The organism is Kribbella solani, from assembly GCF_014205295.1.
GTDB lineage: Bacteria > Actinomycetota > Actinomycetes > Propionibacteriales > Kribbellaceae > Kribbella > Kribbella solani.
In genome coordinates, this window is sequence record NZ_JACHNF010000001.1 from 5,558,243 (window position 1) to 5,581,473 (window position 23,231).

Annotated in this window: 22 protein-coding genes; 7 read left to right on the top strand and 15 right to left on the bottom strand. The window is 67.7% G+C overall.

The genetic code is table 11. The features are described from left to right. Positions 1–90 precede the first annotated feature (90 nt). Genes HDA44_RS25560 through HDA44_RS25570 form a run of 3 tightly spaced genes read right to left on the bottom strand, consistent with a single transcriptional unit; the run spans position 91 to position 2,697 of the window. Complete coding sequence (locus tag HDA44_RS25560; RefSeq protein WP_184838602.1) at positions 91–900, bottom strand: ABC-2 family transporter protein; 810 nt, start codon at positions 898–900, stop codon at positions 91–93. Then, positions 893–1,690 (bottom strand): ABC transporter permease, encoded by a 798-nt coding sequence (locus HDA44_RS25565; protein ID WP_184838605.1) that lies wholly within the window; start codon positions 1,688–1,690, stop codon positions 893–895. Before HDA44_RS25565 ends, HDA44_RS25560 begins: the two co-directional genes overlap by 8 nt. After that, positions 1,687–2,697 carry an ABC transporter ATP-binding protein gene (locus HDA44_RS25570; protein WP_184838607.1) on the bottom strand — a complete coding sequence of 337 codons (1,011 nt, stop codon included), beginning with the start codon at positions 2,695–2,697 and terminating at the stop codon, positions 1,687–1,689. The genes HDA44_RS25565 and HDA44_RS25570 overlap by 4 nt, the downstream gene beginning before the upstream one ends. A 199-nt stretch (positions 2,698–2,896) precedes the next feature. On the opposite strand from HDA44_RS25570, the gene HDA44_RS25575 reads away from it, so the two are divergent. Both HDA44_RS25575 and HDA44_RS25580 read left to right on the top strand, forming a co-directional pair. Next, entirely contained in the window at positions 2,897–3,448 is a 552-nt protein-coding gene (locus tag HDA44_RS25575) for a MarR family winged helix-turn-helix transcriptional regulator (protein ID WP_202887558.1), read from the top strand. Positions 3,449–3,540: 92 nt separating this feature from the next. Further along, positions 3,541–5,073, top strand: a complete 1,533-nt coding sequence (locus tag HDA44_RS25580) for a molybdopterin-dependent oxidoreductase (RefSeq protein ID WP_184838609.1) — start codon at positions 3,541–3,543, stop codon at positions 5,071–5,073. Here the strand turns inward: HDA44_RS25580 and HDA44_RS25585 are convergent. Next, complete coding sequence (locus tag HDA44_RS25585) at positions 5,054–5,683, bottom strand: TetR/AcrR family transcriptional regulator (protein WP_184838611.1); 630 nt, start codon at positions 5,681–5,683, stop codon at positions 5,054–5,056. The two genes, HDA44_RS25580 and HDA44_RS25585, sit on opposite strands and share 20 nt — an antisense overlap. Positions 5,684–5,739: 56 nt before the next feature. Between HDA44_RS25585 and HDA44_RS25590 the strand changes: the two genes are divergently transcribed. Together HDA44_RS25590 and HDA44_RS25595 are read left to right on the top strand one after the other, a co-directional pair. After that, complete coding sequence (locus HDA44_RS25590) at positions 5,740–6,453, top strand: P-loop NTPase family protein (protein WP_184838613.1); 714 nt, start codon at positions 5,740–5,742, stop codon at positions 6,451–6,453. Continuing rightward, on the top strand, positions 6,450–8,513 hold the full coding sequence (locus HDA44_RS25595; protein ID WP_184838616.1) for a YhgE/Pip family protein: 2,064 nt from the start codon (positions 6,450–6,452) through the stop codon (positions 8,511–8,513). The genes HDA44_RS25590 and HDA44_RS25595 overlap by 4 nt, the downstream gene beginning before the upstream one ends. Before the next feature lie 8 nt (positions 8,514–8,521). On the opposite strand, the gene HDA44_RS25600 is transcribed toward HDA44_RS25595, so the two are convergent. Then, complete coding sequence (locus HDA44_RS25600) at positions 8,522–9,391, bottom strand: DMT family transporter (RefSeq protein ID WP_184838618.1); 870 nt, start codon at positions 9,389–9,391, stop codon at positions 8,522–8,524. An 81-nt stretch (positions 9,392–9,472) separates the two neighbouring features. Between HDA44_RS25600 and HDA44_RS25605 the strand changes: the two genes are divergently transcribed. Beyond that, positions 9,473–10,363 (top strand): LysR family transcriptional regulator, encoded by an 891-nt coding sequence (locus HDA44_RS25605; protein WP_184838620.1) that lies wholly within the window; start codon positions 9,473–9,475, stop codon positions 10,361–10,363. Positions 10,364–10,504: 141 nt separating this feature from the next. Here the strand turns inward: HDA44_RS25605 and HDA44_RS25610 are convergent, their stop codons facing one another. The 9 genes from HDA44_RS25610 to HDA44_RS25650 all read right to left on the bottom strand — a co-directional run bounded on the left by HDA44_RS25610 (position 10,505) and on the right by HDA44_RS25650 (position 20,287). Next, positions 10,505–10,696, bottom strand: a complete 192-nt coding sequence (locus HDA44_RS25610; protein WP_184838622.1) for a hypothetical protein — start codon at positions 10,694–10,696, stop codon at positions 10,505–10,507. 81 nt (positions 10,697–10,777) lie between these two features. Next, the gene (locus HDA44_RS25615; protein ID WP_184838624.1) at positions 10,778–12,115 is read right to left on the bottom strand and encodes a hypothetical protein; all 1,338 of its coding nucleotides are present in this window, start codon (positions 12,113–12,115) and stop codon (positions 10,778–10,780) included. Continuing rightward, positions 12,112–12,942: a carbohydrate ABC transporter permease gene (locus HDA44_RS25620; protein ID WP_184838626.1), complete on the bottom strand. Its 831-nt coding sequence runs from the start codon at positions 12,940–12,942 to the stop codon at positions 12,112–12,114. Before HDA44_RS25620 ends, HDA44_RS25615 begins: the two co-directional genes overlap by 4 nt. Positions 12,943–12,956: 14 nt before the next feature. Further along, complete coding sequence (locus HDA44_RS25625; protein WP_184838628.1) at positions 12,957–13,847, bottom strand: carbohydrate ABC transporter permease; 891 nt, start codon at positions 13,845–13,847, stop codon at positions 12,957–12,959. Further along, positions 13,847–15,214, bottom strand: a complete 1,368-nt coding sequence (gene ngcE / locus HDA44_RS25630; RefSeq protein WP_184838630.1) for an N-acetylglucosamine/diacetylchitobiose ABC transporter substrate-binding protein — start codon at positions 15,212–15,214, stop codon at positions 13,847–13,849. Before ngcE ends, HDA44_RS25625 begins: the two co-directional genes overlap by 1 nt. Positions 15,215–15,335: 121 nt before the next feature. Next, the gene (locus tag HDA44_RS25635) at positions 15,336–16,004 is read right to left on the bottom strand and encodes an N-acetylmannosamine-6-phosphate 2-epimerase (protein WP_184838632.1); all 669 of its coding nucleotides are present in this window, start codon (positions 16,002–16,004) and stop codon (positions 15,336–15,338) included. Beyond that, complete coding sequence (locus HDA44_RS25640; RefSeq protein WP_184838634.1) at positions 16,001–16,888, bottom strand: N-acetylglucosamine kinase; 888 nt, start codon at positions 16,886–16,888, stop codon at positions 16,001–16,003. The genes HDA44_RS25635 and HDA44_RS25640 overlap by 4 nt, the downstream gene beginning before the upstream one ends. Beyond that, positions 16,885–19,569 (bottom strand): hypothetical protein, encoded by a 2,685-nt coding sequence (locus tag HDA44_RS25645; protein WP_184838636.1) that lies wholly within the window; start codon positions 19,567–19,569, stop codon positions 16,885–16,887. Before HDA44_RS25645 ends, HDA44_RS25640 begins: the two co-directional genes overlap by 4 nt. Positions 19,570–19,648: 79 nt before the next feature. Beyond that, positions 19,649–20,287, bottom strand: coding sequence for a hypothetical protein (locus tag HDA44_RS25650; RefSeq protein WP_184838638.1), 639 nt, complete (start codon positions 20,285–20,287; stop codon positions 19,649–19,651). Between the two features lie 108 nt (positions 20,288–20,395). On the opposite strand from HDA44_RS25650, the gene HDA44_RS25655 reads away from it, so the two are divergent. Both HDA44_RS25655 and HDA44_RS25660 read left to right on the top strand, forming a co-directional pair. Beyond that, positions 20,396–21,187 (top strand): polysaccharide deacetylase family protein, encoded by a 792-nt coding sequence (locus HDA44_RS25655; RefSeq protein WP_184838640.1) that lies wholly within the window; start codon positions 20,396–20,398, stop codon positions 21,185–21,187. After that, positions 21,184–22,377, top strand: a complete 1,194-nt coding sequence (locus tag HDA44_RS25660; protein ID WP_184838642.1) for a YncE family protein — start codon at positions 21,184–21,186, stop codon at positions 22,375–22,377. The genes HDA44_RS25655 and HDA44_RS25660 overlap by 4 nt, the downstream gene beginning before the upstream one ends. Positions 22,378–22,381: 4 nt before the next feature. Here the strand turns inward: HDA44_RS25660 and HDA44_RS25665 are convergent, their stop codons facing one another. Beyond that, the gene (locus HDA44_RS25665) at positions 22,382–23,125 is read right to left on the bottom strand and encodes a GntR family transcriptional regulator (RefSeq protein WP_184838644.1); all 744 of its coding nucleotides are present in this window, start codon (positions 23,123–23,125) and stop codon (positions 22,382–22,384) included. Positions 23,126–23,231: the final 106 nt, after the last annotated feature.

Genomic DNA, 23,231 nt, shown 5'->3' on the forward strand with positions numbered 1-23,231 from the left:
TCCCCGATCCAAGGCGGAAAACCGTGTGGATCAAGGGTGGCAAAAATCGCCGAACCGCCGCGGAAGTTATCCACAGCCCCCGAAGCGCCGTCAGCTCCCCGGGCTGGCGTACCTGGGCAGCATCCGGATGAAGAACGCGTACCCAAGCGCCAGCACCACCGGCCCAGCCACCGGTGCAGCCGCGATCAGCCAAACCGGCAGCGGAATATCCTCAGTACGGCCAAGCAGCAGCGAGGCGGGCAGGAACGCGATGAACGCCATCGGAAACACGCTGCAGAACCCGTAGAACACCCCACGACCGAACATCGTCAACGGGTACCCGGAGAACTGCGTGATCGAGTTGTCCGCGAAGATCCGCAGCGAGAACGTCGAGGCGGCGACGAACGACAGACCGCAGAAGAACGTCTGAATGCCGGTCTCCACAAGTCCGCCGCCGATCACCGCGAGCAGCAGGTAACCGACCTTCGCCACGCTCCACTCGACCGGCGCCTGCCAGCCGAACACGATCAGCGCCCCGAACCCGAGCAACGCGTCGCCGATCGACATCAGTGGGAACTGTCGCGTGATCAGCTGCAGGAACGGATTCACCGGCCGCAGCAGCACCCGGTCGAACTCACCGTCGCGCACGATCAGATCCGTCAACCGCAGCGAGCCGAACGGTACGACGTACAGCGCATGCGACGCGAGCCGCATCGCGAACACGAACGCGACCTCGCGAAACCCCCACCCGGCGATCAGACCGAACTTCCCGAGCAGCACGCCCAGGAAGAGCAGCTGTGTTCCCTGGTACGCGACTCCACCCATCAGCGTGGTCCAGAAGTTCACCCGGTACTGCAACTGGGCTCGCAGTGCAGCACGCTGGAGGATGACGTACTGGCGGACCCACGAAACGTCAGCCACCTTGCACCACCACCTTGTGCCGGGCGCGCCGCCAGATCAGCTCGAGCAGCAGCGTCAGCACGACCACCCACGCCAGCTGTACGCACACCAACGCCAGTGCTTCACCGCCACGTGTCTGACCGAGGTAGATCGACACCGGCGTGTACACCTGCGCCTGGAACGGCAGCCACTCGACAGACGACCGCAGCCACCCCGGCATGAACCACAGTGGGATCAGCGACCCGGACAGGAACGCACTGCCGAACCGGTACACGATCAGTGGACCGCTCACCTCAAAGGTCCAGAACGTCACCATCGACACGATCAGGTTGCACAGCATCGCAACCGCCACACCGCCCACGGTCGCCACCGCGGTCAGCAAGGCCGCGCCCAAACCTGGCGGTCCAGTCAGCGCTCCGAGCAGACCCGCGGCCACCAGCCCGACCACGCCGAGCGGCAACCGACCGAACAGGACACCGAGGTTCTGCCCGAGCACCTGCCACATCAGACCGAGCGGTCTGGTCAGGTCGGTCGCGATCTGACCGTTCCGGATCCGCTCCGGCAAGGACGAGAACTGCCAGGGCAACAGCACTGCCTGCAAGCACGCCGCGATCGCCGCGTACGACACCGCGGTCTGGCCGTCCACCCCGTTCACCGGCGCGCGTCCTGAGTACACGGTGCGCCAGACGGCGATCGCCAGCACGACCTGGATGACCAGTGTGATCGCACCGGTGACCAGATCGCCGCGGTAGATCAGTACGGACCGCGTACCTGCTCGTGTCATGCCACGAAACGCGCGGACCGTGCTCACGTCAGCACGCCGTCGTACAGCTGCGCGATCACATCGGTCAGCCGTGGGTCCACTATCGACAGCTCATCAACCTGGTACACCTGCGACGCCTGCGTGATCAGCGCGGGCGTAGCGATCTCTCGCGGGTCGAAACGCAGTACGACAGTGCGGTCCGGGTACGGCACGGCCGCTCCGACCGCGGCCGCATCCACTTCGGTAGCGAACGGGATGTCAGCGCGAAGGCTGCGCTCGGCAAGAGTGAGTACGAGAAACCGGTACGGCATGAAGCGTTCTTTGAGCTTCGAGAGGTCACCGTCGTACAGCACCGTGCCGGAGTCGATCACGATGATCCGCTGGCACAACCGCTCGACGTCATCCATGTCGTGCGTGGTCAGTACGACAGTAGTACCCGCCGTGCGGTTGGTTTCGGCGATGAACTCGGTCAGCCGCGCCTTCGCGACCACGTCCAGCCCGACGGTCGGCTCGTCCAGGAACAGGATCGACGGCGCGTGCAGCATCGCCGCGACCAGGTCGCCCCGCATCCGCTGACCGAGTGACAACGACCGCACCGGTGTGTCCAGGAAGTCGGACAGGTCGAGCAGCTCGGTGAACAGACCGACCCGGTCGCGGTACGTCGTCCGGTCGAGGTTGTAGAGATCGCCGAGCACTTCGAACGAATCACGCAGCGGGAGGTCGTACCAGAGCTGGGTGCGCTGCCCGAAGACCACGCCGATGTTGCGGGCGTTCCGCGCGCGGTCCCGGGACGGCTCCAGACCGGCCACCCGGCAGACCCCGGACGTCGGCGTGAGGATGCCGGTGAGCATCTTGATGGTCGTGGACTTCCCGGCGCCGTTCGGCCCGAGGTAACCGACCAGCTCGCCCGGCTCGACCTGGAAGTTCACGCCGCTGACCGCGCGGGTGATCTCGCGTTTGGTGCTGAACAGGCCGCGGAGCCGCGGCAGCCGGCCTGGGAGCACCGCCGGCCGACTGAACTCCTTGACCAGCCCGGCCGCCTCGATCACCGCCATGCGTACCCTCCCCAGCGAGCGCGAACCGCCATCGTGCCACCGTTCCGGGCAGCCTGCAGGTCAAATTCTCACCGTGCTAGACCGGATCGGCCGCACCAGCTCCCGCTAGGCTCGGACTTCCTTGCAGTTCTGGGTCGATCTGTAGCCGACAGGTCACCCCGTGTAGCGAAGTGACCTAGTCAGCTAATAGAGTCCGCGCATGACCATCGCGCCTTCGCTTTGCTCGCCCCTAGCGCTCGCCGATGCAGAACCCACTCGCGCCGCCGAACCCTGGGAAAGCGACGTGCTGACGGCCTACGGCCTGCTGCGAGAAGCAGCAGCCGAGCTGGATCACCTGATGCGCCATTCCCTGAAGCGCAGTGGACTGCAAATGGCAATGTTCGAACTGTTGCTGCGGCTTGCCCGCAGCCACGGGGAGAAGCAGCGTCTCACCTCGCTCGCCCGGGAGCTGACCGTCACCACCGGCGGCATCACCCGGCTGGTCGACCGCGCCGAGAACCTCGGCCTGGTTCGCCGGGAGCCCTGTCCTGACGATGCCCGCGGCTCGTTCGCCGTCCTGACCGAGGAGGGGAAGCGCCGGCTGCGCGAAGCGTTGCCGGACCACCTGCTCGAGATCGACAGCCTCTGGATGTCCCAGTTGGCGGACGACCGCGACGCTGTCCTCGGCAGGCTCCGACGGGTCCGGGACAACGCCCGCCGCTGGCCGAACGGCCGGCCGGGACTAGGGCCGATCACACCCGACCGGATCTGACCGACGAGCTCGACAACCACCCCGCATTACCCGTGACTAACGGATGGGGCGCCTGGCTGGTGCTGGGCGCCCTGTCGCGCAATTGTTGAGAAGTGAAGCAACAAGTCGATCCGAAGGCCCCTGGCGGCACCAAATGGCGTGGCGCCGTCGGCGGCGTCCTCGCGGCGCTGGCCGGGCTCGCGGTCGGCAGCGTCGTGGCCGGATTCCTCGGTACGGCGCAGACGCCCGTGACGGCGATCGGATCGGCCTTCATCGACCGGGTGCCGCCGTGGCTGAAGGACCTGGCGATCTCCTGGTTCGGTACGCACGACAAGACCGCGCTCCGAGTCGGAATCCTGATCGTGGTCGGCGTACTCGCGGCGGTCGGCGGCATCCTGGCCGTACGGCGCTACTGGGCCGGTGCCCTGATCACGGTCGCACTCACCGCCGCGGCGATCGCCGCGGCCATAACCCGCGCGGACTCCGGGCAGACCGGCTTCCTGCCGTCCTTGCTCGCCGGGGCCACCGCGCTGATCGTGCTGCGCCTGTTCAGCCGTCGGCTCGAGCCGCTGGTCGATGCCCCGGACGACGGGGTCAGCCGCCGTGGGTTCCTGCAGCTCTCGGCCGGTGTCGCGCTCGGCAGCGCCGCGGTCGGCCTACTGGGTCGCGTCGCCAACGGGAGCCGCGCCGCGGTCGCCGACGCACGGGCAGCGCTCCGGCTGCCGCAACCGCCGAGCCTCGCCCCGCCGGCCGGCGTGCAGGCCGACGGCGCCGTCCCCTGGGTGACGGCGAACGCGGACTTCTACCGGATCGACACCGCGCTCTCGGTGCCGCAGATCGTGCCGTCGGACTGGAAGCTGCGCATCCACGGGATGGTCGATCGCGAGCTCGAGCTGACCTTCGACGACCTGCTGAAACGCCAAGTTGTCCACAAGTGGGTAACTCTCACTTGTGTCAGCAACGAGGTCGGCGGCAACCTGATCGGCAACGCGTTGTGGTCCGGCGTGCTCCTGAAGGACCTGCTCGAAGAGGTCGGTCCGGCGAAGAACGCGGACGCGATCCAGTCGACCTCGAAGGACGGTTTCACCGCCGGTACGCCGCTGCCGACGCTGCTCGACGATCGGCAGGCGATGCTGGCGTACGCGATGAACGGGCAGCCGCTGCCGGTGGAACACGGGTTCCCGGTACGCATCGTCGTACCCGGCTTGTACGGGTATGTGTCGGCGACGAAATGGCTCGTGGACATCGAGGTGACGCGGTTCGACCAGTTCCAGGGGTACTGGACACCGCGTGGCTGGTCGGAGCTCGGTCCGATCAAACTGTCGTCGCGGATCGACGTACCAGGCGGCAAGAAGGTCGCGCCGGGGCCGGTCACGGTCGCCGGCGTGGCATGGGATCAGAACGTCGGCGTGTCCAAGGTCGAGGTACGCGTCGATGGTGGCCCCTGGCAACAGGCGACGCTGGCGGCGGATGCGTCGATCGAAACTTGGCGGCAGTGGCACTGGACCTGGCAGGCGTCGGGCGGTACGCACGTATTGCAGGTGCGCGCGTTCGACGACAAGGGCAATCCACAGGTGGAGTCGTCGGCGCCGCCCGCGCCGAACGGCGCGACCGGCCTGCACACCGTCAGCGTGAAGGTCGGCTGACCGCTGCCAGCACCATCGGCAGGAACGTGTGCTCCAGCGAGCCGGCCGGGACCTCCCGCGGCTCGAGCAGGCTCTGCGACCGGGCCCCTTCGTGTACGGCGATCACCATCCGGACGAACTGCTCCGCCGGGACGGTCAGCTCCATCCCGCTGGTCTCGGTGATCTGCTCGACCAATCTGGTCAGGCTCTCGCGGAACATCGTGCGCTGCTTGTTCAGCGCCTCGGCCGCGTCCTTGTCGCGGAGCGCGTGCAGGGTGAACTCGGCGGAGATCAGGTGCCACTGGCGCTGGTCCGGCGCGGTCTCGTCGAGCAGGCTCAGGACGGCGTCGAGCAGCGAGCCGGGTTGATTGGCCAGCTCCGGGAGCAGCGCCTCGATCTGCTCCAGCAACCGGTCGGTGGTGGCCTGGAAGAGGGCCAGGACCAGCTCGTCCTTGGAGCCGAAGTTGGAGTAGAAGGCGCCGCGGGTGAATCCGGCCCGCTCGCAGATGTCCTCCACCGAGGCACCCTGGAACCCGCGCTCGGCGAACACGTCGAGCGCTCCCGCGAGCAGCCGGGCCCGGGTGTTCGAGCGGCGACGCTTGGCCGGTTCGGGGCGCTTGGTCGGTTCCATAGGAGTAGGATACAGTTCTGTATTGAATACACAACCGTATTGAACGGGGACGCAGGATGGAGCTCCACGCCGTCAGGATCAGCGTGCGCGGACCGCACGCACCGATGCTGCCTGCCACGTCGGTGAAGGTCGCGGACCACCAGGTGGTCCTGCTGACCGGCTATCCAGGCGCTGGACACGTCGCGGCCTCGCTTGGGCTCTCCGGGCGGCTGAAACCCGACACCGGTTCAGTCCGGATCGACGGACTGGATGACCTGGCCGCCCTGCGTCGGCGGGTCGCAGTGGTCGACGCGCCCGGTATCACCGAACCGGACGACGCGCTGCCGGTGCAGACGGTGGTTGGCGAAGAGCTGGCGATCGCTGGTCGTAAGGCGGGGCGCAAGGCCGTACTGGAGTGGCTGAACGAGCATGACGCGGCCGAGCATGCTGACAAGCGGTTCGAGCACCTGCCAGTTGCCGTACGCACCAGACTGCTCACTGAGCTGACCGTGGCGCGTGCTGACGTCCAGGTGGTCATTCTGACGATGCCGGATCGCCATGGTGGAGACCCGCACGGTTGGTACGAGCTGGGGCGTTCGCTGGCGGCAGATGGGTACGGCGTGATCATCACCTGTGCTGACGCGTCGGCCCGGTTGCTCGACATCAAGGCGGCTCGGATGGGTGAGACGGATCAACCGGATCCGATACAGGTCGCCCCGGTAGCTCCGGTTGAACCTGTCACCCCCATTGACGAAGAAGACGAAGCAGACGAAGTGGAGAAAGAGGCGTGACCGCGCTGCGGATGGCCTTGAGTGAGTTGCGGCGCCTCACGGCTGGGCGGCTGCCCAAACTGGCCGTGGTGGCACTACTACTGGTCCCGGTGCTGTACGGCGGCCTGTACTTGTACGCGAACCACGATCCGTACGGCCGACTGAACAAGATCCCCACCGCGGTCGTCGTCGAGGATGCGGGTACGACGCTGGCAACCGGTGAGAAGCTGAACGTCGGACCGCAGGTCGCCGATGAGCTGGTGAAGTCGAAGAGCTTCGACTGGCATCAGGTGAACCGTGCGGACGCGACCTCGGGGGTGTCGGACGGGACGTACGAGTTCGCGCTGGTGCTGCCGAAGACGTTCTCCTCGGACCTGGCGTCCAGTGCGGACTTCAAGCCGCGGCAGGCGGAGTTGGAGCTGCTGACCAACGACGCCAACAACTACATCGCGCATACGATCGCCAACCAGGTTGTGGCGCAGGTGACGAAGACGGTGGCGTCGCAGGTCAGTGAAACGGCCGCATCGCAGCTACTGGCCGGCTACAACACCATCCACAAGCAGGTGAGCTCCGCGGCCGCTGGTGCGGCGCAGCTGCAGACTGGTCTGACGTCGGCCGCTACCGGTGTGACGAAGCTACAGACCGGTGCTACGCAGCTCAACACCGCGCAAAAGCAGTTGTCTGCTGGCGCGACCCAGCTGGCGGCCGGTGCTGGGCAGGCGTCTCAGGGTGCGTCGTCCCTTGCTGCTGGTGCGTCGCAGTTGGACAGCGGGCTGGCCACGCTGAAGGACAAGACGGCCACACTGCCCCGTCAGACGAAGCAGTTGGCCAACGGCGCTGACCAGGTGGCCGATGGCAACGAGAAGATCGCTGGTGTCGGGCGACAGGTCGCTACGGCGTCCGGCACGTTGGTGTCTGATCTGACCACGTTCGACAAGCAACTCGCGGCTCGGCTCAAGGCGGAAGGGCTGAGTCAGCACCAGATTCACGTCGTACTGACCGAGACGGCGAAGTTGCGCGCCCCGGTCGTACGCGCCAACACCAAGATCCAGTCGACGTCCAAGCAGCTCAACCAGTTGGCCACCGGCGCGCGGAAGGTGTCGGACGGTGCGTCCGCCCTCGCCAAGGCAACACCGGCCCTGACGAACGGGATCAGTACGGCGTCCAGCGGCGCACATCAGCTGAACACCGGTGCGGCGAAGCTGAAGACCGGTCTGGGTACGCTGAACACCGGTGCCACGCAGCTGGCTGCCGGCGAGAAGCAGGCGGTCACCGGGCAGGGTCAGCTGCTGACTGGCGTGAACAGCCTGTCCACCGGCGTCACCCAGCTGAAGAACGGTGCGACGCAGTTGAACACCGGTCTGGCCAACGGGGTCAAGCAGATCCCGAACCCGACGGCTGACCAGCGCAAGGCGGTCGCGGAGACGCTGGGCGCGCCGGTGACGCTGCAGAACGTCTCGCAAGCCACCGCGGACAGCTACGGCGCCGGTCTGGCTCCGTTCTTCCTCAGTCTGGCCTGCTGGATCGGTGCCTACGTCCTGTTCCTGCTGGTTCGTCCGCTGTCACCCCGCGCGCTGGCCGCGCTGCAGTCGCCGTTCCGGGTGGCGCTGGGCGGCTGGCTGACTCCGGCTCTGTTCGGTGCGGTTCAGGCCACGCTGGTGTTCGTCGCGGTCGTCCTCGGGCTCGGTATCAGCACAGCGCACCCGTGGCTGACGGTTGGGTTCCTGATCCTGACTTCGTTCACGTTCGTCGCGATCCTGCACGCGTTGTCGGCGTGGTTCGGTGCCGTGGGCAAGTTCCTTGGTCTGGTACTGATGGTGGTGCAGCTGGTCAGCGCCGGCGGTACGTTCCCGTGGCAGACGATCCCGGAGCCGTTGTATTTCTTCCACCATGCACTCCCGATGAGTTACGCGATCGACGGCGTACGCCACCTGATGTACGGCGGACCCGGCACCTCACTCGGCAAGGACCTGCTCGCACTGGGCGCCTGGTTCGTGGTCGCCCTCGCCGCCTCCACCCTCGCCGCCCGCAAGCAACGTGTCTGGCCCGCCAAGAAACTCGCTCCGGAGCTGGCGCTGTAGCGGTCAGATCAAGCGGGTGCAGGTGTCAGTGGTTTGGACGTCGACTCCCGGTGGGTTCGTTCGATGGATTGGCCCCAGGTGGTGCCGGCCAGCATGAGGGCGGCGCCGATCGCGGCCGGGATGGTCAACCGTTCATTGCCGAGGCCGATGCCGATGGCAACTGCCCAGACCGGTTCGGTGCCGAGGAGCAGGCTTGCGCGGCTGGCCGACGTACGCTGCACGGCCCAGGTCTGCGCCAAGAACGCGAACACGCTGCAGAACAAGGCGAGGTACGCCACCTGGAGCCAGGTTGTCGTCGCATGGATGCTCGGTAGGTGCGTGATCGCGGGCGCGGCGAACAGTGCCGTACCGACCAGAGTCTGCACCGCGGTCAGAGGCGCGGGCCTGAGGCCGGCGGCGAGGCGGCCGACGAGCGCGACGTGACCCGCGCGTACGACGGCCGCCGCGAGCATCAACAGATCGCCGAGGCCGGGGCGGTGCAGGCCGTTGCCGGCCATCAGCAGCCCGACGGCGAGTACGCAGGTGGCCGCGGCGAGGTAGAAGCGCGGCGGCAGCGTACGGCGATCGAGGAGTGGGGTGAGGACGAGCGTCAGGCTGATGATGAGGCCGGCGTTCGCGGCGCTGGTGTGCGTGACGCCGTACGTTTCGAGGACCAGGACCGCGGCCTGGGTCAGTCCGAGGACGATCCCGAACCGGAGTTCGGCGCGGGTGATACGGCGGACGGCGAACAGCAGGGCGATCGCGGAGATCGCGTAGCGCAGGAAGAGGACCGTGAGTACCGGCAGGGCGGCGGTTGCGGTTTTCGCCGCGAGATAGCTCGATCCCCAGATGATGGCGACGATCAGCAGGACGAGATCGATACGGCGCGATGCGGGCACGAATCCAACGGTGACCGATCACGACGTTGTAGCCAAGGACGAAGTTCTTCAACGAAGTTGTAGTTCGCCTACAGTGTGTGGATGGACGAACGGCAGCTTCGCGTACTCCGGGAAGTCGGCGAGCTCGGCAGCGTGACCGCGGCGGCCGACGCGCTCTTCGTCACCCCGTCGGCGATCTCACAACAGTTGCGACTGCTGCAACGGTCGATCCCGGTGCCGCTGACCGAACGCGACGGGCGCCGGGTCGTACTCACCGCCGCCGGCCAGGCGCTCGCGAGTGCCGCCGCGGACGTCGAGCTGGCGCTGGCGCGGGCGCGGCATGCGGTGGACGAATTCATTGACCAGCCCAACGGTTCGGTGTCGATCGCGGCGTTCCACAGTGCGGCGGCCGCGTTCTTTCCGTTGCTGCTGAAGGCGGGGGCCGGGCTCCGGTTGCATGACGAAGACGTGCCGCAGGACGAGTTCCCGGCGCTCACCCGCGAGTACGACATCGTGCTGGCGCACCGCCTCGACCACGCCGTCGGTTGGCCGCGTACGGTCGCGGTCGCCCAACTGCTGCGCGAACCGCTCGACGTCGCGGTACCCATCGACCATCCGTTGGCCTCGAAGCGGATGCTGACGCCACGGGACGTCGCGCACGAACCGTGGATCACCGTGCACGACGGGTTCCCGCTGATGGCAACCATCGAGGCGATCGGCGCGGCCGCGAACCACCGGCTCGACCTGGTCCACCGCGTCAACGAATTCACCGTCGTCACCGAACTCGTCGCCGCCGGCGCCGGCCTCGCCCTGATCCCCCGCTGGACCGCCCGCCGCCACCCCGCCGTCGCCCTCCGCCCCCTCCGCGGCGTCCACACCCGCCGCCACATCGACGCCCTCCACCGCCCCGAACACACCCCCCGCCAAGCCCTCCGAACCACCCTCACCCACCTCCACCAAGCCGCCACCACCATCCGAACCACACCCCACTGACCACCTTCCCCGAGCACACCACACGAAGCCCAACGCGCCGGGCGGCCGAACCCTGCATTTGAAGGGGCATCCCCGCAAGCGCAGGGTTGCCCCCTGGAAATTCGAGGGGGCAACCCGTCGTTCGAGGGGGCAGGCTGCTGGTCAGGAGCGCGCGGCCGGTGCCTCGCCCAGCGCGACGCGGAGATGCTCGCTGAGTACCTGCAGATGGTTCCGGATCACGCTCACGAAGAGGTCCGGTCCGGCCCAGGTCAGGTCGCCGCCTGCTGATGCGTACGCGGCGATCGGCCGCGGCATGTCGATCCCAGCGTCGAGCGCCTTCCGCTCGAACGCCATCGCAACCGCCACCTCATCTGACGTCGGTGTGTACAAGATCCCTCCACTACAACCGTCGGCTCGGGGCGTACGCCGGGGGTGTCAGGTGTTCATGAAGTCGGCGGCTTGTTTGATCAGGTGGTTTGTGGTGGGTTGGTCGAAGAAGGTGATGAGGGCTTCGTAGGTGCCGGCTTCGGCGGCTGAGGGGTCTACTACGTAGCCGTAGTAGCCGTCGGTGTAGCCGATTACTCGGGTGATGGGGTGGGTGCTGTCCGACTGGAGGCAGGCGCCGTGGACGGCGAAGAGTTCTACTGGGAGGTTGATCCAGCAGACGTCGCCGAAGGTGACCGTGCTGACGGACAGGTCCAGCGCGGGTGGGAGGTTGGCGGCGGCCATCAGGGCTTGGCCGCGGGCTCCGTCGAGGCGGGTTTGGGTGATGCGGCCGGAGGGGTCGTCGGCGGCAGCGGCGCGGGTTTCGGCGGCAGGGGCGCGGGTTTCGGTGGCGGTGACGCGGGTTTCGGCGGCGGTGGCGGGCAGGTTTGCCTGCTCGGTGGTCGACAGCACCGCCTGCTCGGCGGCGGTGACGAGTTTTTCGGATTCGTCGGCGGGTGGGATGCTCCGGACCGGCAGGGTGAGGGTGGTACGGCGGATGGCCGGCGCGGATTGTGGCAGCTCGAGGCCCGGTTGGGTGAGCGCTTCGCGGACCCGGCCGGCCAGGAGTGAACCGAGTCGGGTGACCTCGGCCGCGCCACGGCCTTGCCGGGTGAACCGCGGGCTGACGTCACCCGCGGCGCCCTGAAGGAACCCGACGACGGCCGGCGCCAGCGCGGCCCGCGCCGCCCCGGGCCAGTCGGCGGAGTACTGCATGTTCTCCGGACCGTACGTGGTCGGATGGCAAGCGAAGTCCAGCAGTACGGCCTCGAGCGAGCCGGATCGTGAGTGCAACGCGAGGATGCCGGCGGTGTTGTCGTGCGGACCGTTCTTCCGGTGCCGGTTGGTGCCGACGCCGATGACCTCGATCGAACGCCACGACGCGCTGACCGGCTGCCGCTCCAACCGGACCGCGCGGACCGCACCGACCAACGAGTCGATCAGGTCGCGTTCGCGCTCGGCCGGGATCACCGGGTGGATCTCGCCGGTCCACCCGGACGGGCCGGAGTGGGTGTGCGATGCGGACACGACGACGTGCGACGGCGGGATGCCGGCCGCGGCGCCGGCGGCTTCGGCCAGCTCGGCGCACAGTTGGTGACCGGCGGCGATCGCATCGAGGGTGAGCCACAGTACGCCGGGATCGTCGGCCGTCGACAGCCAGATCAGGGTGGCGTTGAGTGGGTCCGCGGTGCCGGTGGACAGGCCGGCGCGGGCGGCGTACCCGTCGAGTCGGTGGCCCGGTGGTGGGGTCACGTCGAGGGCGGTCGCGGCCAGGAGGAGGTCAGTCATTTGAGGGCTCCCGCGGTCATGCCGGCGCTGATCTGGCGATGGAATCCAAGATATACGGCCAGGACCGGAATTATCGAGATGGTGAGTCCGGCGAACAGCCCGGAGAAGTCGCTGTGGTAGCCCTGAGTGACCGCGATGCTGGCCAGGCCCTGGGTGACCAGGTACCGCTTCTCGTCGGTGTTGAGCACCAGCGGCAGCAGGTATTCGTTCCACATGCCGAGGAACTGGAAAATGCCGATGCTGACCAGACCGGGTCTGGCCAGCGGCAGCATGATGCGAAAGAGCACACCCCAATGAGAACACCCGTCCACAAGTCCCGCCTCAGCCAGTTCCTTCGACTGCGTCCGGAAGAAGGCCGTCAGGAAGAACACCGAGAACGACATCCCGTGCGCCGCGTACACCAGGATCAGTCCGAGGTACGTGTTCAGCAGCCCCAGGTTCTGGACCACGAAGAACAGCGGCACCAGGGCCAGGAACCCGGGAAACACCATCCCCGCGACGAACACGTAGTACAGCGGCCGCGAACCCGGGAACTCGAACCGCGCCAGCACGTACGCGACCGCCGACGACAGCAGCAGGGTCAGTACGACGCCACCGAGTACGACGATCACGCTGTTGAAGAAGTACGTACCGATGTGTGACTCGTTCCAGGCCCGCGAGAAGTTGTCCCAGCGCCACCGGGTCGGCAGGCTCCACGGGCTGGTGAAGATGTCCTGGTCGGACTTGAACGAGCTGAGCACCGCCCACAGCAGCGGGAACACGACCATCGCGCCCCACACCAGCAGGAACCCCTGCGACACGCCACCCAGCACCCGGCCGCGAACCATCCAGCGCTCCCCACTCAGTACTCGACCCGCTCGCGCCGGGTCAGCCGGAACGTGAGCAGGGTCAGGATCATGTTGATCAGGAACAAGGTGACGCCGATCGCGGACGCGTACCCGAATTTTCCGTACGTGAACGCGTTCGTGTACATGTACAGCGAGATCACCTGGGTCGCGTCGTCCGGCCCGCCGGGACCGACGGACAGGATCTTGACCAGCGCGAACAGGTCCAGCGCGCCGATCACCTGGAACGCGAGCGCGGTCTGCACCGTGTTCCAGATCAGCGGCAGCGTCACCCGCCGGAACGACTGCACCGCGCCGGCCCCGTCGAGCGTCGCCGCCTCGTACAGTTCACGCGGGATCGCCGCCATCGCGGCCGTGAACAGCACGACGTAGAACCCGACGCCGCCCCAAACCACCACGGCCATGATCGACCCGAGCGCGGTCTTGCCGTCGCCGAGCCACAACCGGGCCAGCCCGTCCAGCCCGATCGCCCGCAGGAACCCGTTCAGCAGCCCGTTCCGCGGCTCGAAGACGAACTGCCACAGCACGCCGATGATCGCGATCGACAGGACGCCCGGGAAGAAGTACACGACCTTGTAGATCCGCGCCCCCGGTACGCCGCCCTGGTAGTTCAGCGCGGCGGAGAAGAACAGGGACAGCGTGACGATGATGACCGGCAGCGAAACCAGCAGGAACAGGTTGTGCCGCAGCGCCACCCAGAACACCGAGTCGTGGAACAGCGTGACGAAGTTCCCGAAGCCGATGTACTGATAGCTCGCCGAAAGCCCTTCCCAGTTCGTGAACGCGATCGGGAACGCCTGCACGTACGGAGAGACCACGAACACCGCGTACACGGCCAGCGGTACCGCCAGCAGGCTGACGATGAACCGGTACTTCCCGTGGTGCATCAGGCGTGGAACTTCTTGATCGACGGGTCCTTGGCGGTGTCGTCGGCGTACTTCTGCATCTGCTTGCTCCACTCGTCCGGCGTGACCTCGCGGTTCATCAGCGCGGCCATCGCCTTGTCCGAGTTGTCCAGCAGCTTCTTGTACCAGAGCCGGAACTGCCAGTCCGCGAACATGTTCGTACCGGCTGCCTCGATCACTGCCTGCATGGACTTGTTCGCCGACGACAGTTCGACGCCGTCGCTGGCGCCTTTGACCACGGTCAGTGACTTGGTCACCTTGGTGAAGTTCTGCATGCACTGCTTGGACAGGATGATCCGCAGCAGTTCCATCCCACCCTGCGGGTTCTTCGCCTTCGCCGGCACGATCAGCGCGCCGCCCGGTCCGCCGGTGACGGTCTCAAATGGTGCCTTGTCCGCCGCCGACAGACCCGGCACCGGGACCATCGTCATGCCCAGGTCCTTCGGGGCGATCGCGCCGAGCTCGTTCTCCAGCCAGCCGCCGCACGGGATGAAGACGGCCTTGCCCTGCGCCCAGTACGTCTGCGACTGCGTGTGTGAGAGCGCTTGCGAGCCCTCCAGCAGGTAGCCCTTCGCGGCCAGCTCCTGGTACCCCTCGGCGGCCGCGATCAGGGCCGGATCACGCCACGCGTTCGGTTCGAGGTTGTCGACCTTCTTCTTCAGATCCGGCCCGGCGGCCTTGTACGCGGTCATCAGCATCGGGTTGGTCAGGTACCCGGGGAACTTGCCCTGGTACGTCCACGGCGCGATGCCGGTCTTCTTGATCTCCGCGCAGAGCGCGAGCATTTCGTCCCAGTGCTTCGGGTACGTCCAACCGTGCTTGTCCAGCAGCGGTTTGCTGTACCAGATCCCGCCGACGCCGAACACGTACGGCATCTCGTACTTCACGCCGTCGTACCGCCCGGCTTCGGCGACGCCCGGGAGCAGCGTGTCGCGGACCTTCTTGCCGGGTTCGTCGTACGCGTCCAGGTCGAGCAGCGGGCCGAGGTCCATGACCTGCTTCTGCGCGGCGAGCGTAGCGCCGTCGAGGCCGACGTTCTCGATCAGGTCGGGCGGGTTGCCCTGGATGAAGCGTGGCTGCAGCTGCTGCTGGAGCTGCTGCCCGCTGGTCAGCTTCACGTCCGCCTTGGGGAACTCCTTGCGGTAGAGGTCCAGCGGCATCGTGGTCCATTCCTTGCCGTAGCCGCCGTCGAAGTTGAAGAACTCCAGCGGCTTGCTGCCGTCCACCGAGGTCCCGGTCCCGGCGGCCGCGGTCTTGTCCTGGACCGGCTTCGCGCAGGCGGCGAGGGTGGCGACGGCGGAGCCGGCCAGCGCGGCGCGGAGCAGGGTACGACGGTCGACCTCGATCATGATGGGTGCGTCCTCTCACGGCCGGTTGGGCACTGGCTGGGACATGGATACGCCCGGCGGCCGCCCACGCGGAAGAGGATTCGATCCCGATCGACAAGATGGACTAGACCACTGATCTGGTCTACGGCAGCGGCATCGCGCCAGCCAGCCGGGCGGTCAGGTCCATCGGGTTGGTGATCGCGTGCCCGACCACCACCGCGTACGCGCCCGCATCGCACACCCTGCGGACGTCCGCGGGGGTCCGAATCCTGCCTTCGGCAACGATCGGGCAGTCCAGCTTCGCCGCGAGTTGCCGGACCAGTTCGACGTCAGGTCCGGCCGGCGGACGGCCATTGGTATAGCCCGACAGGGTCGTCGCGACCAGGTCGGCGCCCGCGTCCCGGGCCGCCAGACCGGCGTCCAGGGTGTCCACGTCGGCCATCACCGGTACGCCGAGCTCGGCGTGGATGCGGTCGATCTGACCGGCCAACGGGCGGCCGTCCGGGCGCGGTCGCAAGGTCGCGTCGAGCGCGACCAGGTCGGCTCCGGCGGCGACGGCACCGGCGGCGGCCTCGTACGTCGGGGTGATGAACACGCCGGCCGGATCGCCGAGTTTGTGGATGCCGATGATCGGCAGGTCGGTGACCGCGCGGATCGCCGCGATGTCGTCCGGTCCGTTCGCCCGGATCGCGCCGGCCCCGCCTGCCGCGGCGGCCTGGGCCATCAGCGCCATCCCGGCCGGGCCGTACAGGGGATTCTCGGGACCTGCCTGACAGGACACCACCAGGGTGCCCGGAGCGAGCGCTCTCATCGACGGTAGGTCACGATCAGATCCGCGTACGTCCCGGTCGGACCGGTGGCGAGCCGTTCGGCACCGTCGAGCGAGTTACCGGCCGCCGGGATGAGCCGGGCGCGGGCGGGCAGGGCCGCGCGGACCGGTGTCAGTAGTTGCTCGCCCGCTCCGGCGAACAGTCCGCCGACACACGCGACCGGCACCGGTCCTTCACCCGCGAGCTGCGCGACCGCCGCGCCGATCGTCTCGGCGATGTCACCAGCGGCGCGTACGAGCACATCGTGCGCGACCGGATCACCTTCCGCGGCACAACGCAGTACTTCCGGGGCGAAGCGGGCCACGTCGTCCACCAACGTCGACGAGCGGTAGAGCAGCACCGGGTCGATCGCGGTGTCGGCCAGTTTGGTGACCGGTCCACGTCCGTCCCGCGCCCGCTGCACGGCCACCAGTCCGGCCCGGCCGATCGCGAACGCGCTCCCGGCATCACCGAACAGGTACCCGTGCCCGTCCAGCTTCCGCCAGGTCCCGTCCCGGTCGACCGCGAGACACACCAAACCGGTGCCTGCGGCAACCACCACGCCGTACCCCGCGGGCAACGCGCCGGCATGCGCGGTCACCATGTCCTGCGTCAGCCGCACCTCGTCCGCGTCCAGCAGTTCACCAACCTGCCCCGCGAACCGCTCCGCAACTCCCGGAGCCTGTGGATAACCGGTGAGACCCAAGGCGACCACGTCCACCGGCCCCTGCAACTCAACCTCGGCCGCCGCGACCCGAATCGCGTCCAGCATCCGCATCAGCGCGTCCGGCCCATGCGTGTACCCCGGCCCGGTTCCCGTTCGCGCCGAAGCCGCCACCCGAAGCCGAAGCGCGGACTGCCCACCATCGATAGCAATGCGGTTCATGAGGTGATCCATCGCGAGTAGTCCTGCCAGGGGAGGTGCCAGCGGTTGACCTTGCGGGTGCGGCGGTCTTGGCCGGCGGTGTCGTTTGCGGTGAGGCGTACGGTGCCGAGTTTCTCGTCGTACATCACGGCTGGTGAGCCGGTGAAGTGCAGCGTACCCACAGGTTCCCATGGGGTGTGGCCGCCGCGGACGTCGATCATCGAGCAGTGATGGATTCGGCGGTCGGCGGCCAGTACGTAGACCTCGATGGCATCGGCGCCCGGGTTGAAGGCGACTACTGGGTCGTCGGCGAGTTCGAGGTCGCCGAGTTGGTGCCAACGGCCTTGGCCGACGCGGTCGTCCAGGTACGTGTGGTGCAGGTGGTTGTCGGTGCCACGGACGTAGATCTCGTAGGAGTTCCACGGATCGTTGCGGGCCCAGGCTGGCTCGCCTGCCGCCTGCAGGTCGCCGAGGATCGCCTGGACGCCGGCTTGGCGGCGGCTGATCCGGCCGTCTTGGCGGCGATGGAAGCTGGGCTCGGCTGGTTCCCTGGCGAGGATCGAGGCGAACTCCGATCGCACCGAAGCAACAACTGCAGCTGGGTCCGCGGGGGCGACCGACGGGTTGGTGGGGGCACCAACAGTTTGAGCGGCGGGGAAGAAGGGTTCGGCTTGGAGGTATTGCATGGCGGCGATCAGTGTGGGAGCGACTGACCAGCCGGTTTCGACGCAGTACGGGCCCCAGCCGATGTCGGCGTTCGAGCCGAAGTACTCCCAGGCGTCGAAGTCGAACGCGCGCTGCCACGTACCGTGCAACTGTTCGTCGGCCGGATCGTCGATCTGGATCCGGCTCAGATAGTCGAGTACGCCCTCGGCGAGTTCGGCGAAGATCGGCTCGCCGGTGATCTGGTGGACGATCGGCAACGCCCAGGCCGCGAACGGCGTCCCGTACAGCTGGTCGGTGACCGGATCACCGTTCGCCTGGAAGATCGACGCCTCGTCCACCCCGTACGCCTCGTTGCTCGGCGGGCACTTGCCGTCCCACTCGGCGAACCCACCGTCCGCGCCTTGACGGCTCTTCAGGTACGCGGCCAGCTTGAGCAACGTCTCCAGGTACAACGGCTTGCGCGTGTAGAAGTACCCACCGGCCAGCGGCAGCAGGAAACGGCCCGCCTCGCAGGTGCGGCTGGTCTCCAACCGGGCTCGCGGATGATGCGACGCCATGTGCTCGAGCCCGCGCTCGGCGATCTCCAGGTACGACGGTTCGCCGGTGATCCCGTACGCGTACAGGTAGGCGCACAACGCGGAGCTCTGCCAATGCGACGTCAGGTCCAGACCGTCCTCGATCGGGCTCCGGCCGAACTCGTCCCAGCCCTTCACCAGCAACGTCGACGGCGTACGCCACGGGTCGACCTGCAGGCCGAGTTCGGTGTTCGCGGTCCGGATCAGCGACTCGACCCCGCGCAACCCGGCTTCCAGGTGCCCGGAGATCAACGCGAACAGCGAGATCCAGCCGCCGTCGTCGGCGAACAGGTTGTTCGTACGGGTCAGGTCGGTACGCGAGCCGCGCGGCTCGAAGGCGCCGTACAACGGGTTGCGATCGGTGAGCTGTTCCTCCTCGACGACCTGCCGCATCAGATTGGCCGCGATGGTGTGTCCGCGCGGGAAGCCGGCCAGGTCGGCGTACATCCGGAATGCGTGCGCGGTCTGGGTGTAGCAATCGCCCCGCGGCACCGGCCGGAAGGGCAGTTTGCCGTCGAACCCGATCTCGTTCGAGAACCCTTCGGCGACCCCGCGCGACCCGTCCGGGGCGTCGTAGAACATCCCCGCCCGGTCGAACCAGGCGATCCCCCGATCGACCATCCGCCGGTACCGCTCGGCGCGCGAACCGACCGTCACCGTCGCGTTCTGCCCGCCGACGACGAACGTGTGCTCACCGTCGGGAAGCACCATCGGCTCGGATTCGAACCTTCCCGGTGAAACTTCAGTCAGCTCAAGGTCCGAGGCCGGCGGTTTGCCCGTACGCGCCACCACCTTGACCGGTGCGCCGGATGCGACCCACACGCGTGGTTCGGTGAAGACCTCAAGGTCGGTGGGTGCTTCGGTGCCGGTGAGCTCGGCGACGATCAGCCGCAGCAACCGGGTCCATCGGCGTACGGGTTTGTAGCGGCCGCGGACATGATGGCTGAGTGCGGTCGTCGCGTACAGCAACCGCCCTTCGCCGACCGGAATGTCGAGCAGCGCAGGGAACGTGTGCGCGGGCGGACCGAACACCGCCTTGTGCGTACCAGCGACCGAACCGTACGTCAGCAGCTCGATCGAACCTTCCGGCGCGACCACCTCCTGCGCCCGCGACAACTGCTCGTCGAGGATGCTCAGCGGCTCGATGCCAGTCAGCGCTTCCCGGGTGAAGATCCGTTCGATATGCGCGTCCCGCACCGGACCGGCCGGCAGGAATCCGTCGTCAACCGTGTACTCGACGTACGCCGCCCCGCCCGAACGCAGGTACGCCGCCAACCGCGAACCATTGATCCGCCCCGGCTCCGGATACGTCCCGGCGAGCACGATCACCGCCCGGTACGCGGTCAGTTCCACGGGCAGTTCGTCGTACCGAACGTAGGCGAGACCGGCCTGATCAAGGGCGGCCGTGAAGGCGGCCGCTGGGCCGGGCGATCCGATCAACGCGACAGACGATGCAGGCACCGGTTCACTGTCGCGGACGAACCGCACCCGGTAAAGCACTCCAGCTAGACCACTTCACCAACCGGCCGAACGAAGGCAGCTAGTGGATCGCGAGCTGGCGGGATTCGGCCAGAACGGCTGCCAGCGGCATGCCGGTGAGGTGGATGCTGGGGCTGGCCCAGTCGTTCAGGATCGGGGCTTCGGTGCCGAGGTGGTCGGCCAGCTCGGACTGGCTCAGCTCGAAGATGTGCGCGGCGTTGCCGGTCAGGTCGACGACGGTTTGCATCAGCCGGGTGACCTGGTCCTCCCAGCGCGCGTCCTCGAACTCGTGCTGGTCCGGCCGGATCAGGAGCAGGTCGATGTCGCTGTCCAGATCGCCGTCGGCGCGGGCGATCGCGCCGTACACCCCGGCGTGTACGGGCGGGATGCGCCAGCGGGTGATCTCGTCGGTGAGCCGGGCGACGAGCGTACTGCGGAGGTCCGCGAGCTGCGCGACGATCGCCGCGACGAGATGTTGCCGGTTCAGCCGGTACAGCAGTGAATTGCCGAGGTCGTCGACGTGGACGAGACCGGTCGCGGCCAGTCGCTGCAGCACCAGGCGGACGCCCGCGACGCTGCCGGAGCCGGCGAGTTTGTGGATCTGCCGGCCGGACAGACCTTCATCGGCGCGGGCCAGCACCTGCAGCACCGGACCGTCCAGCGACGGCACCACGGTACCGATCGGATTCCCGAGATCCATCTGGTCAACCTAGTAACCAAGCGGCCACGTCAGGTAATCATCTTGACGGCTCAGTCACTCCGTCCAGGTTCAGCGTCCCCTCAGGCGGCGCTGCGTACGTTCGCCGTCATGGCTGTGGAACGACGAACCGTACTGAGGTCTGCCCTGCTGGCGATAGGTACGGGAACGGTGGCTGCCTGCTCGAACGACAACCAGGCGAAGAACGCCCCGCCGGACGCCGCGTCCCAGCCGACGACCGCACCGGCCTCGACCCGGCCGGCCGCGAAGAGGCCTGCCGGACCGCGACCCGCGCCGCCGACCGAAGCCACCGAGATCGGCCACGGGCCGCGTACTGTCCCCAAGGTCGCGCTGACCTTTCATGGCAACGGCGATCCGGCGCTCGGGACCGAACTGCTCGATCTGGTCGAGAAGGCCGGCGCCAAGGTCAGCGTCCTCGCGGTCGGTACCTGGCTGGTCGCGCATCCAGAGATGGCCACCCGGGTCCTGAAAGGCGGCCACGACCTCGGCAACCACACCATGCACCACAAGCCGATGCGGAAGCTCGGCGCGGCCGACGCGCGGCGCGAGATCGGCGACTGCGCGGCGGTTCTGCGCCGCGCCACGAACAGCCAAGGACGTTGGTTCCGCGCCTCGGGTACGCAGCAGACGACACCACTGATTCGCTCATCGGCCGCCGCCGCGGGCTACGCTGCGTGTGTGTCCTATGACGTCGACGGTCTCGACTGGCAGGACCCACCTGCCGCGACCGTGGTGAAGGCCGTCCTGGACGGGGTCCATCCGGGTTCGATCGTCAGCCTGCACCTCGGCCACCAAGTGACGGTCAAGGCACTGCCACAGATCCTGTCCGGTCTGTCGGCCAAACACCTGACCCCCGTCACCTTGAGCGAACTACTGCAATGAAACGACTGGTCGCTCTGGGCGCGCTGGTGGCACTGACCGCGAGCGCGTGCTCCGGCAGCGGCCACCCGGCCACCTCCTCGGCCCCGCCTTCGCCAACAACCGCGCCACGCGAAGAGACGAAACCGGCGGCCGAGCGCGCGCCTACTCTGCTGCCCGGGATGCCGCGACCGCTGTCGCCGACCGACGTCTGGGCCGCGGACCGGCCAGGGCAGTTCGCCAAGGCCGTCCGCGGCGTGCCGCTGCGCATCTACGTACCGAACAGCGGCAGCAACACCGTCACCGAAATCGATCCGCGTACGTACAAGGTGATCCGCACGTTCCGTACCGGGCGGGAGCCGCAGCACGTCGTACCGTCCTGGGACTTGAAGACGCTGTGGGTGAACAACGATCTCGGCAACAGCCTGACTCCGATCAACCCGGTCACCGGGCTGCCGGGCCGTTCGATCGCGGTGCACGATCCGTACAACCTGTACTTCACGCCGGACGGCAAGCACGCGGTCGTGATGGCGTCGAACGACAAGCAGCTGGTGTTCCGCGATCCGCACACGATGGCCGTACAGAAGACCGTGCCGGTGCCGTGTGCCGGCGTGAACCACGCGGACTTCGCGGCCGATGGCAAGTCGTTCCTGGTGTCGTGTGAGTTCTCCGGACAGCTGCTGCTCGTCGACACGGCCGCGGAGAAAGTACTGCAGGTGCTGAAGCTGCCGGGGATGGCCGGGATGCACGCGCCGATGCCGCAGGACGTCAAGCTGTCGCCGGACGGGCGGTTCTACTACGTCGCGGACATGATGAGCAACGGGATCTGGGTGGTGTCGACGCATCCGCCGGTCGCGATCCAGGACTTCATCCCGACCGGCAAGGGCGCGCACGGGCTGTACGTCACGCGCAACTCGCGCGACCTGATCATCACCAACCGGGGCGAAGGCTCGGTCTCGCTGTTCGACTTCGCCACCCGCAAGGTGGTGAAGAAGATCAAGATCCCCGGCGGCGGCAGTCCGGACATGGGCGGGGTGTCACCGGACGGCAATGTGCTGTGGGTGTCCGGTCGGTACAACTCGGTCGTGTACGCGATCCGGTTGAGTACCGGCAAGCTGCTGGCTCGCATCCCGGTCGGCAGAGGCCCGCACGGTCTGGCCGTCTTCCCCCAGCCCGGCCGGTACTCGCTCGGCCACACCGGGGTCTTCCGCTGAACCCCTACAGCCCCTTGGCGTTCGCGCGTGGGCTGGGCGTGGTCGTCCGCAGCTCGGTGGTGAAGGCGTACCGGTCACCGCGATAGACGGCCGACGTGTACTCGAAGACGCGATCGCGGCTGTCGAAGCTGATGCCGTGTACCGCGAGGCACGGCTGCGTGGTCGGAATGTCGAGCCAGCCGGCCGTCTTCGCGTCGGGCATCACCGGTTCGAGGCGCGACGTTCCACTCACGACCTCGATCCCGTACCGGGTGGTGAGCAGGTCGTACAACGAGCCGTTCAGGTCGTCGGCCTGCAGACCGGGGACGTACGCGGCCGGCAGCGTCGTACGCTCCACCACCATCGGATGGTTGTCCGCGAGCCGCAGCCGGGTGAACGAGATGATCGCGTCGCCGACGGGGATGCGCAGCCGCCGCGCCGCCGCCCGCTCGGCCTTCTGGTGCCGGAACTCCAGCATCGTGCTGCCCGGCCGCATCCCGCGCCGGCGGATGTCCTCGGAGAACCCGATCATGCCCAGCCAGCGCGCGACCTTCGGCCGGGTCGTGTACGTCCCGCTGCCGTGCCGGCGGACCAGCAGTTCCTCGATCACCAGCTCGTCCACCGCCCGCCGCAGCGTCATCCGCGCGACGTTCCAGCGGGCGGCCAGCTCCCGCTCGGGTGGCAGCGCCGCACCCTCCGGCAGCGTGTCGATCAGACTCAGCAGCAGCGCCCGGATCTCGGCGGCCTTCCCCGGCAGCGAACCATGCATTGGTCCTGATTAACACCAAGTGGTCTACGCCGAAACCCTTTCCATCAGGTTGGAACCTGTCGAGCTGCCGAGGTTCGGCAAAACAAGCACGGTTGATTCTTTTTGC

Bases quoted from the DNA above. Each gene is read 5' to 3' on its own strand.
- HDA44_RS25605 (WP_184838620.1), top strand. From the start codon at position 9,473: ATGGACGAACGGCAGCTTCGCGTACTCCGGGAAGTCGGCGAGCTCGGC.
- HDA44_RS25575 (WP_202887558.1), top strand. From the start codon at position 2,897: ATGACCATCGCGCCTTCGCTTTGCTCGCCCCTAGCGCTCGCCGATGCA.
- HDA44_RS25660 (WP_184838642.1), top strand. From the start codon at position 21,184: ATGAAACGACTGGTCGCTCTGGGCGCGCTGGTGGCACTGACCGCGAGC.
- HDA44_RS25650 (WP_184838638.1), bottom strand. From the start codon at position 20,287: ATGGATCTCGGGAATCCGATCGGTACCGTGGTGCCGTCGCTGGACGGT.
- HDA44_RS25640 (WP_184838634.1), bottom strand. From the start codon at position 16,888: ATGAACCGCATTGCTATCGATGGTGGGCAGTCCGCGCTTCGGCTTCGG.
- HDA44_RS25585 (WP_184838611.1), bottom strand. From the start codon at position 5,683: ATGGAACCGACCAAGCGCCCCGAACCGGCCAAGCGTCGCCGCTCGAAC.
- HDA44_RS25610 (WP_184838622.1), bottom strand. From the start codon at position 10,696: ATGGCGTTCGAGCGGAAGGCGCTCGACGCTGGGATCGACATGCCGCGG.
- ngcE (WP_184838630.1), bottom strand. From the start codon at position 15,214: ATGATCGAGGTCGACCGTCGTACCCTGCTCCGCGCCGCGCTGGCCGGC.
- HDA44_RS25620 (WP_184838626.1), bottom strand. From the start codon at position 12,942: ATGGTTCGCGGCCGGGTGCTGGGTGGCGTGTCGCAGGGGTTCCTGCTG.
- HDA44_RS25590 (WP_184838613.1), top strand. From the start codon at position 5,740: ATGGAGCTCCACGCCGTCAGGATCAGCGTGCGCGGACCGCACGCACCG.
- HDA44_RS25625 (WP_184838628.1), bottom strand. From the start codon at position 13,847: ATGCACCACGGGAAGTACCGGTTCATCGTCAGCCTGCTGGCGGTACCG.
- HDA44_RS25570 (WP_184838607.1), bottom strand. From the start codon at position 2,697: ATGGCGGTGATCGAGGCGGCCGGGCTGGTCAAGGAGTTCAGTCGGCCG.
- HDA44_RS25665 (WP_184838644.1), bottom strand. From the start codon at position 23,125: ATGCATGGTTCGCTGCCGGGGAAGGCCGCCGAGATCCGGGCGCTGCTG.
- HDA44_RS25615 (WP_184838624.1), bottom strand. From the start codon at position 12,115: ATGACTGACCTCCTCCTGGCCGCGACCGCCCTCGACGTGACCCCACCA.
- HDA44_RS25635 (WP_184838632.1), bottom strand. From the start codon at position 16,004: ATGAGAGCGCTCGCTCCGGGCACCCTGGTGGTGTCCTGTCAGGCAGGT.
- HDA44_RS25655 (WP_184838640.1), top strand. From the start codon at position 20,396: ATGGCTGTGGAACGACGAACCGTACTGAGGTCTGCCCTGCTGGCGATA.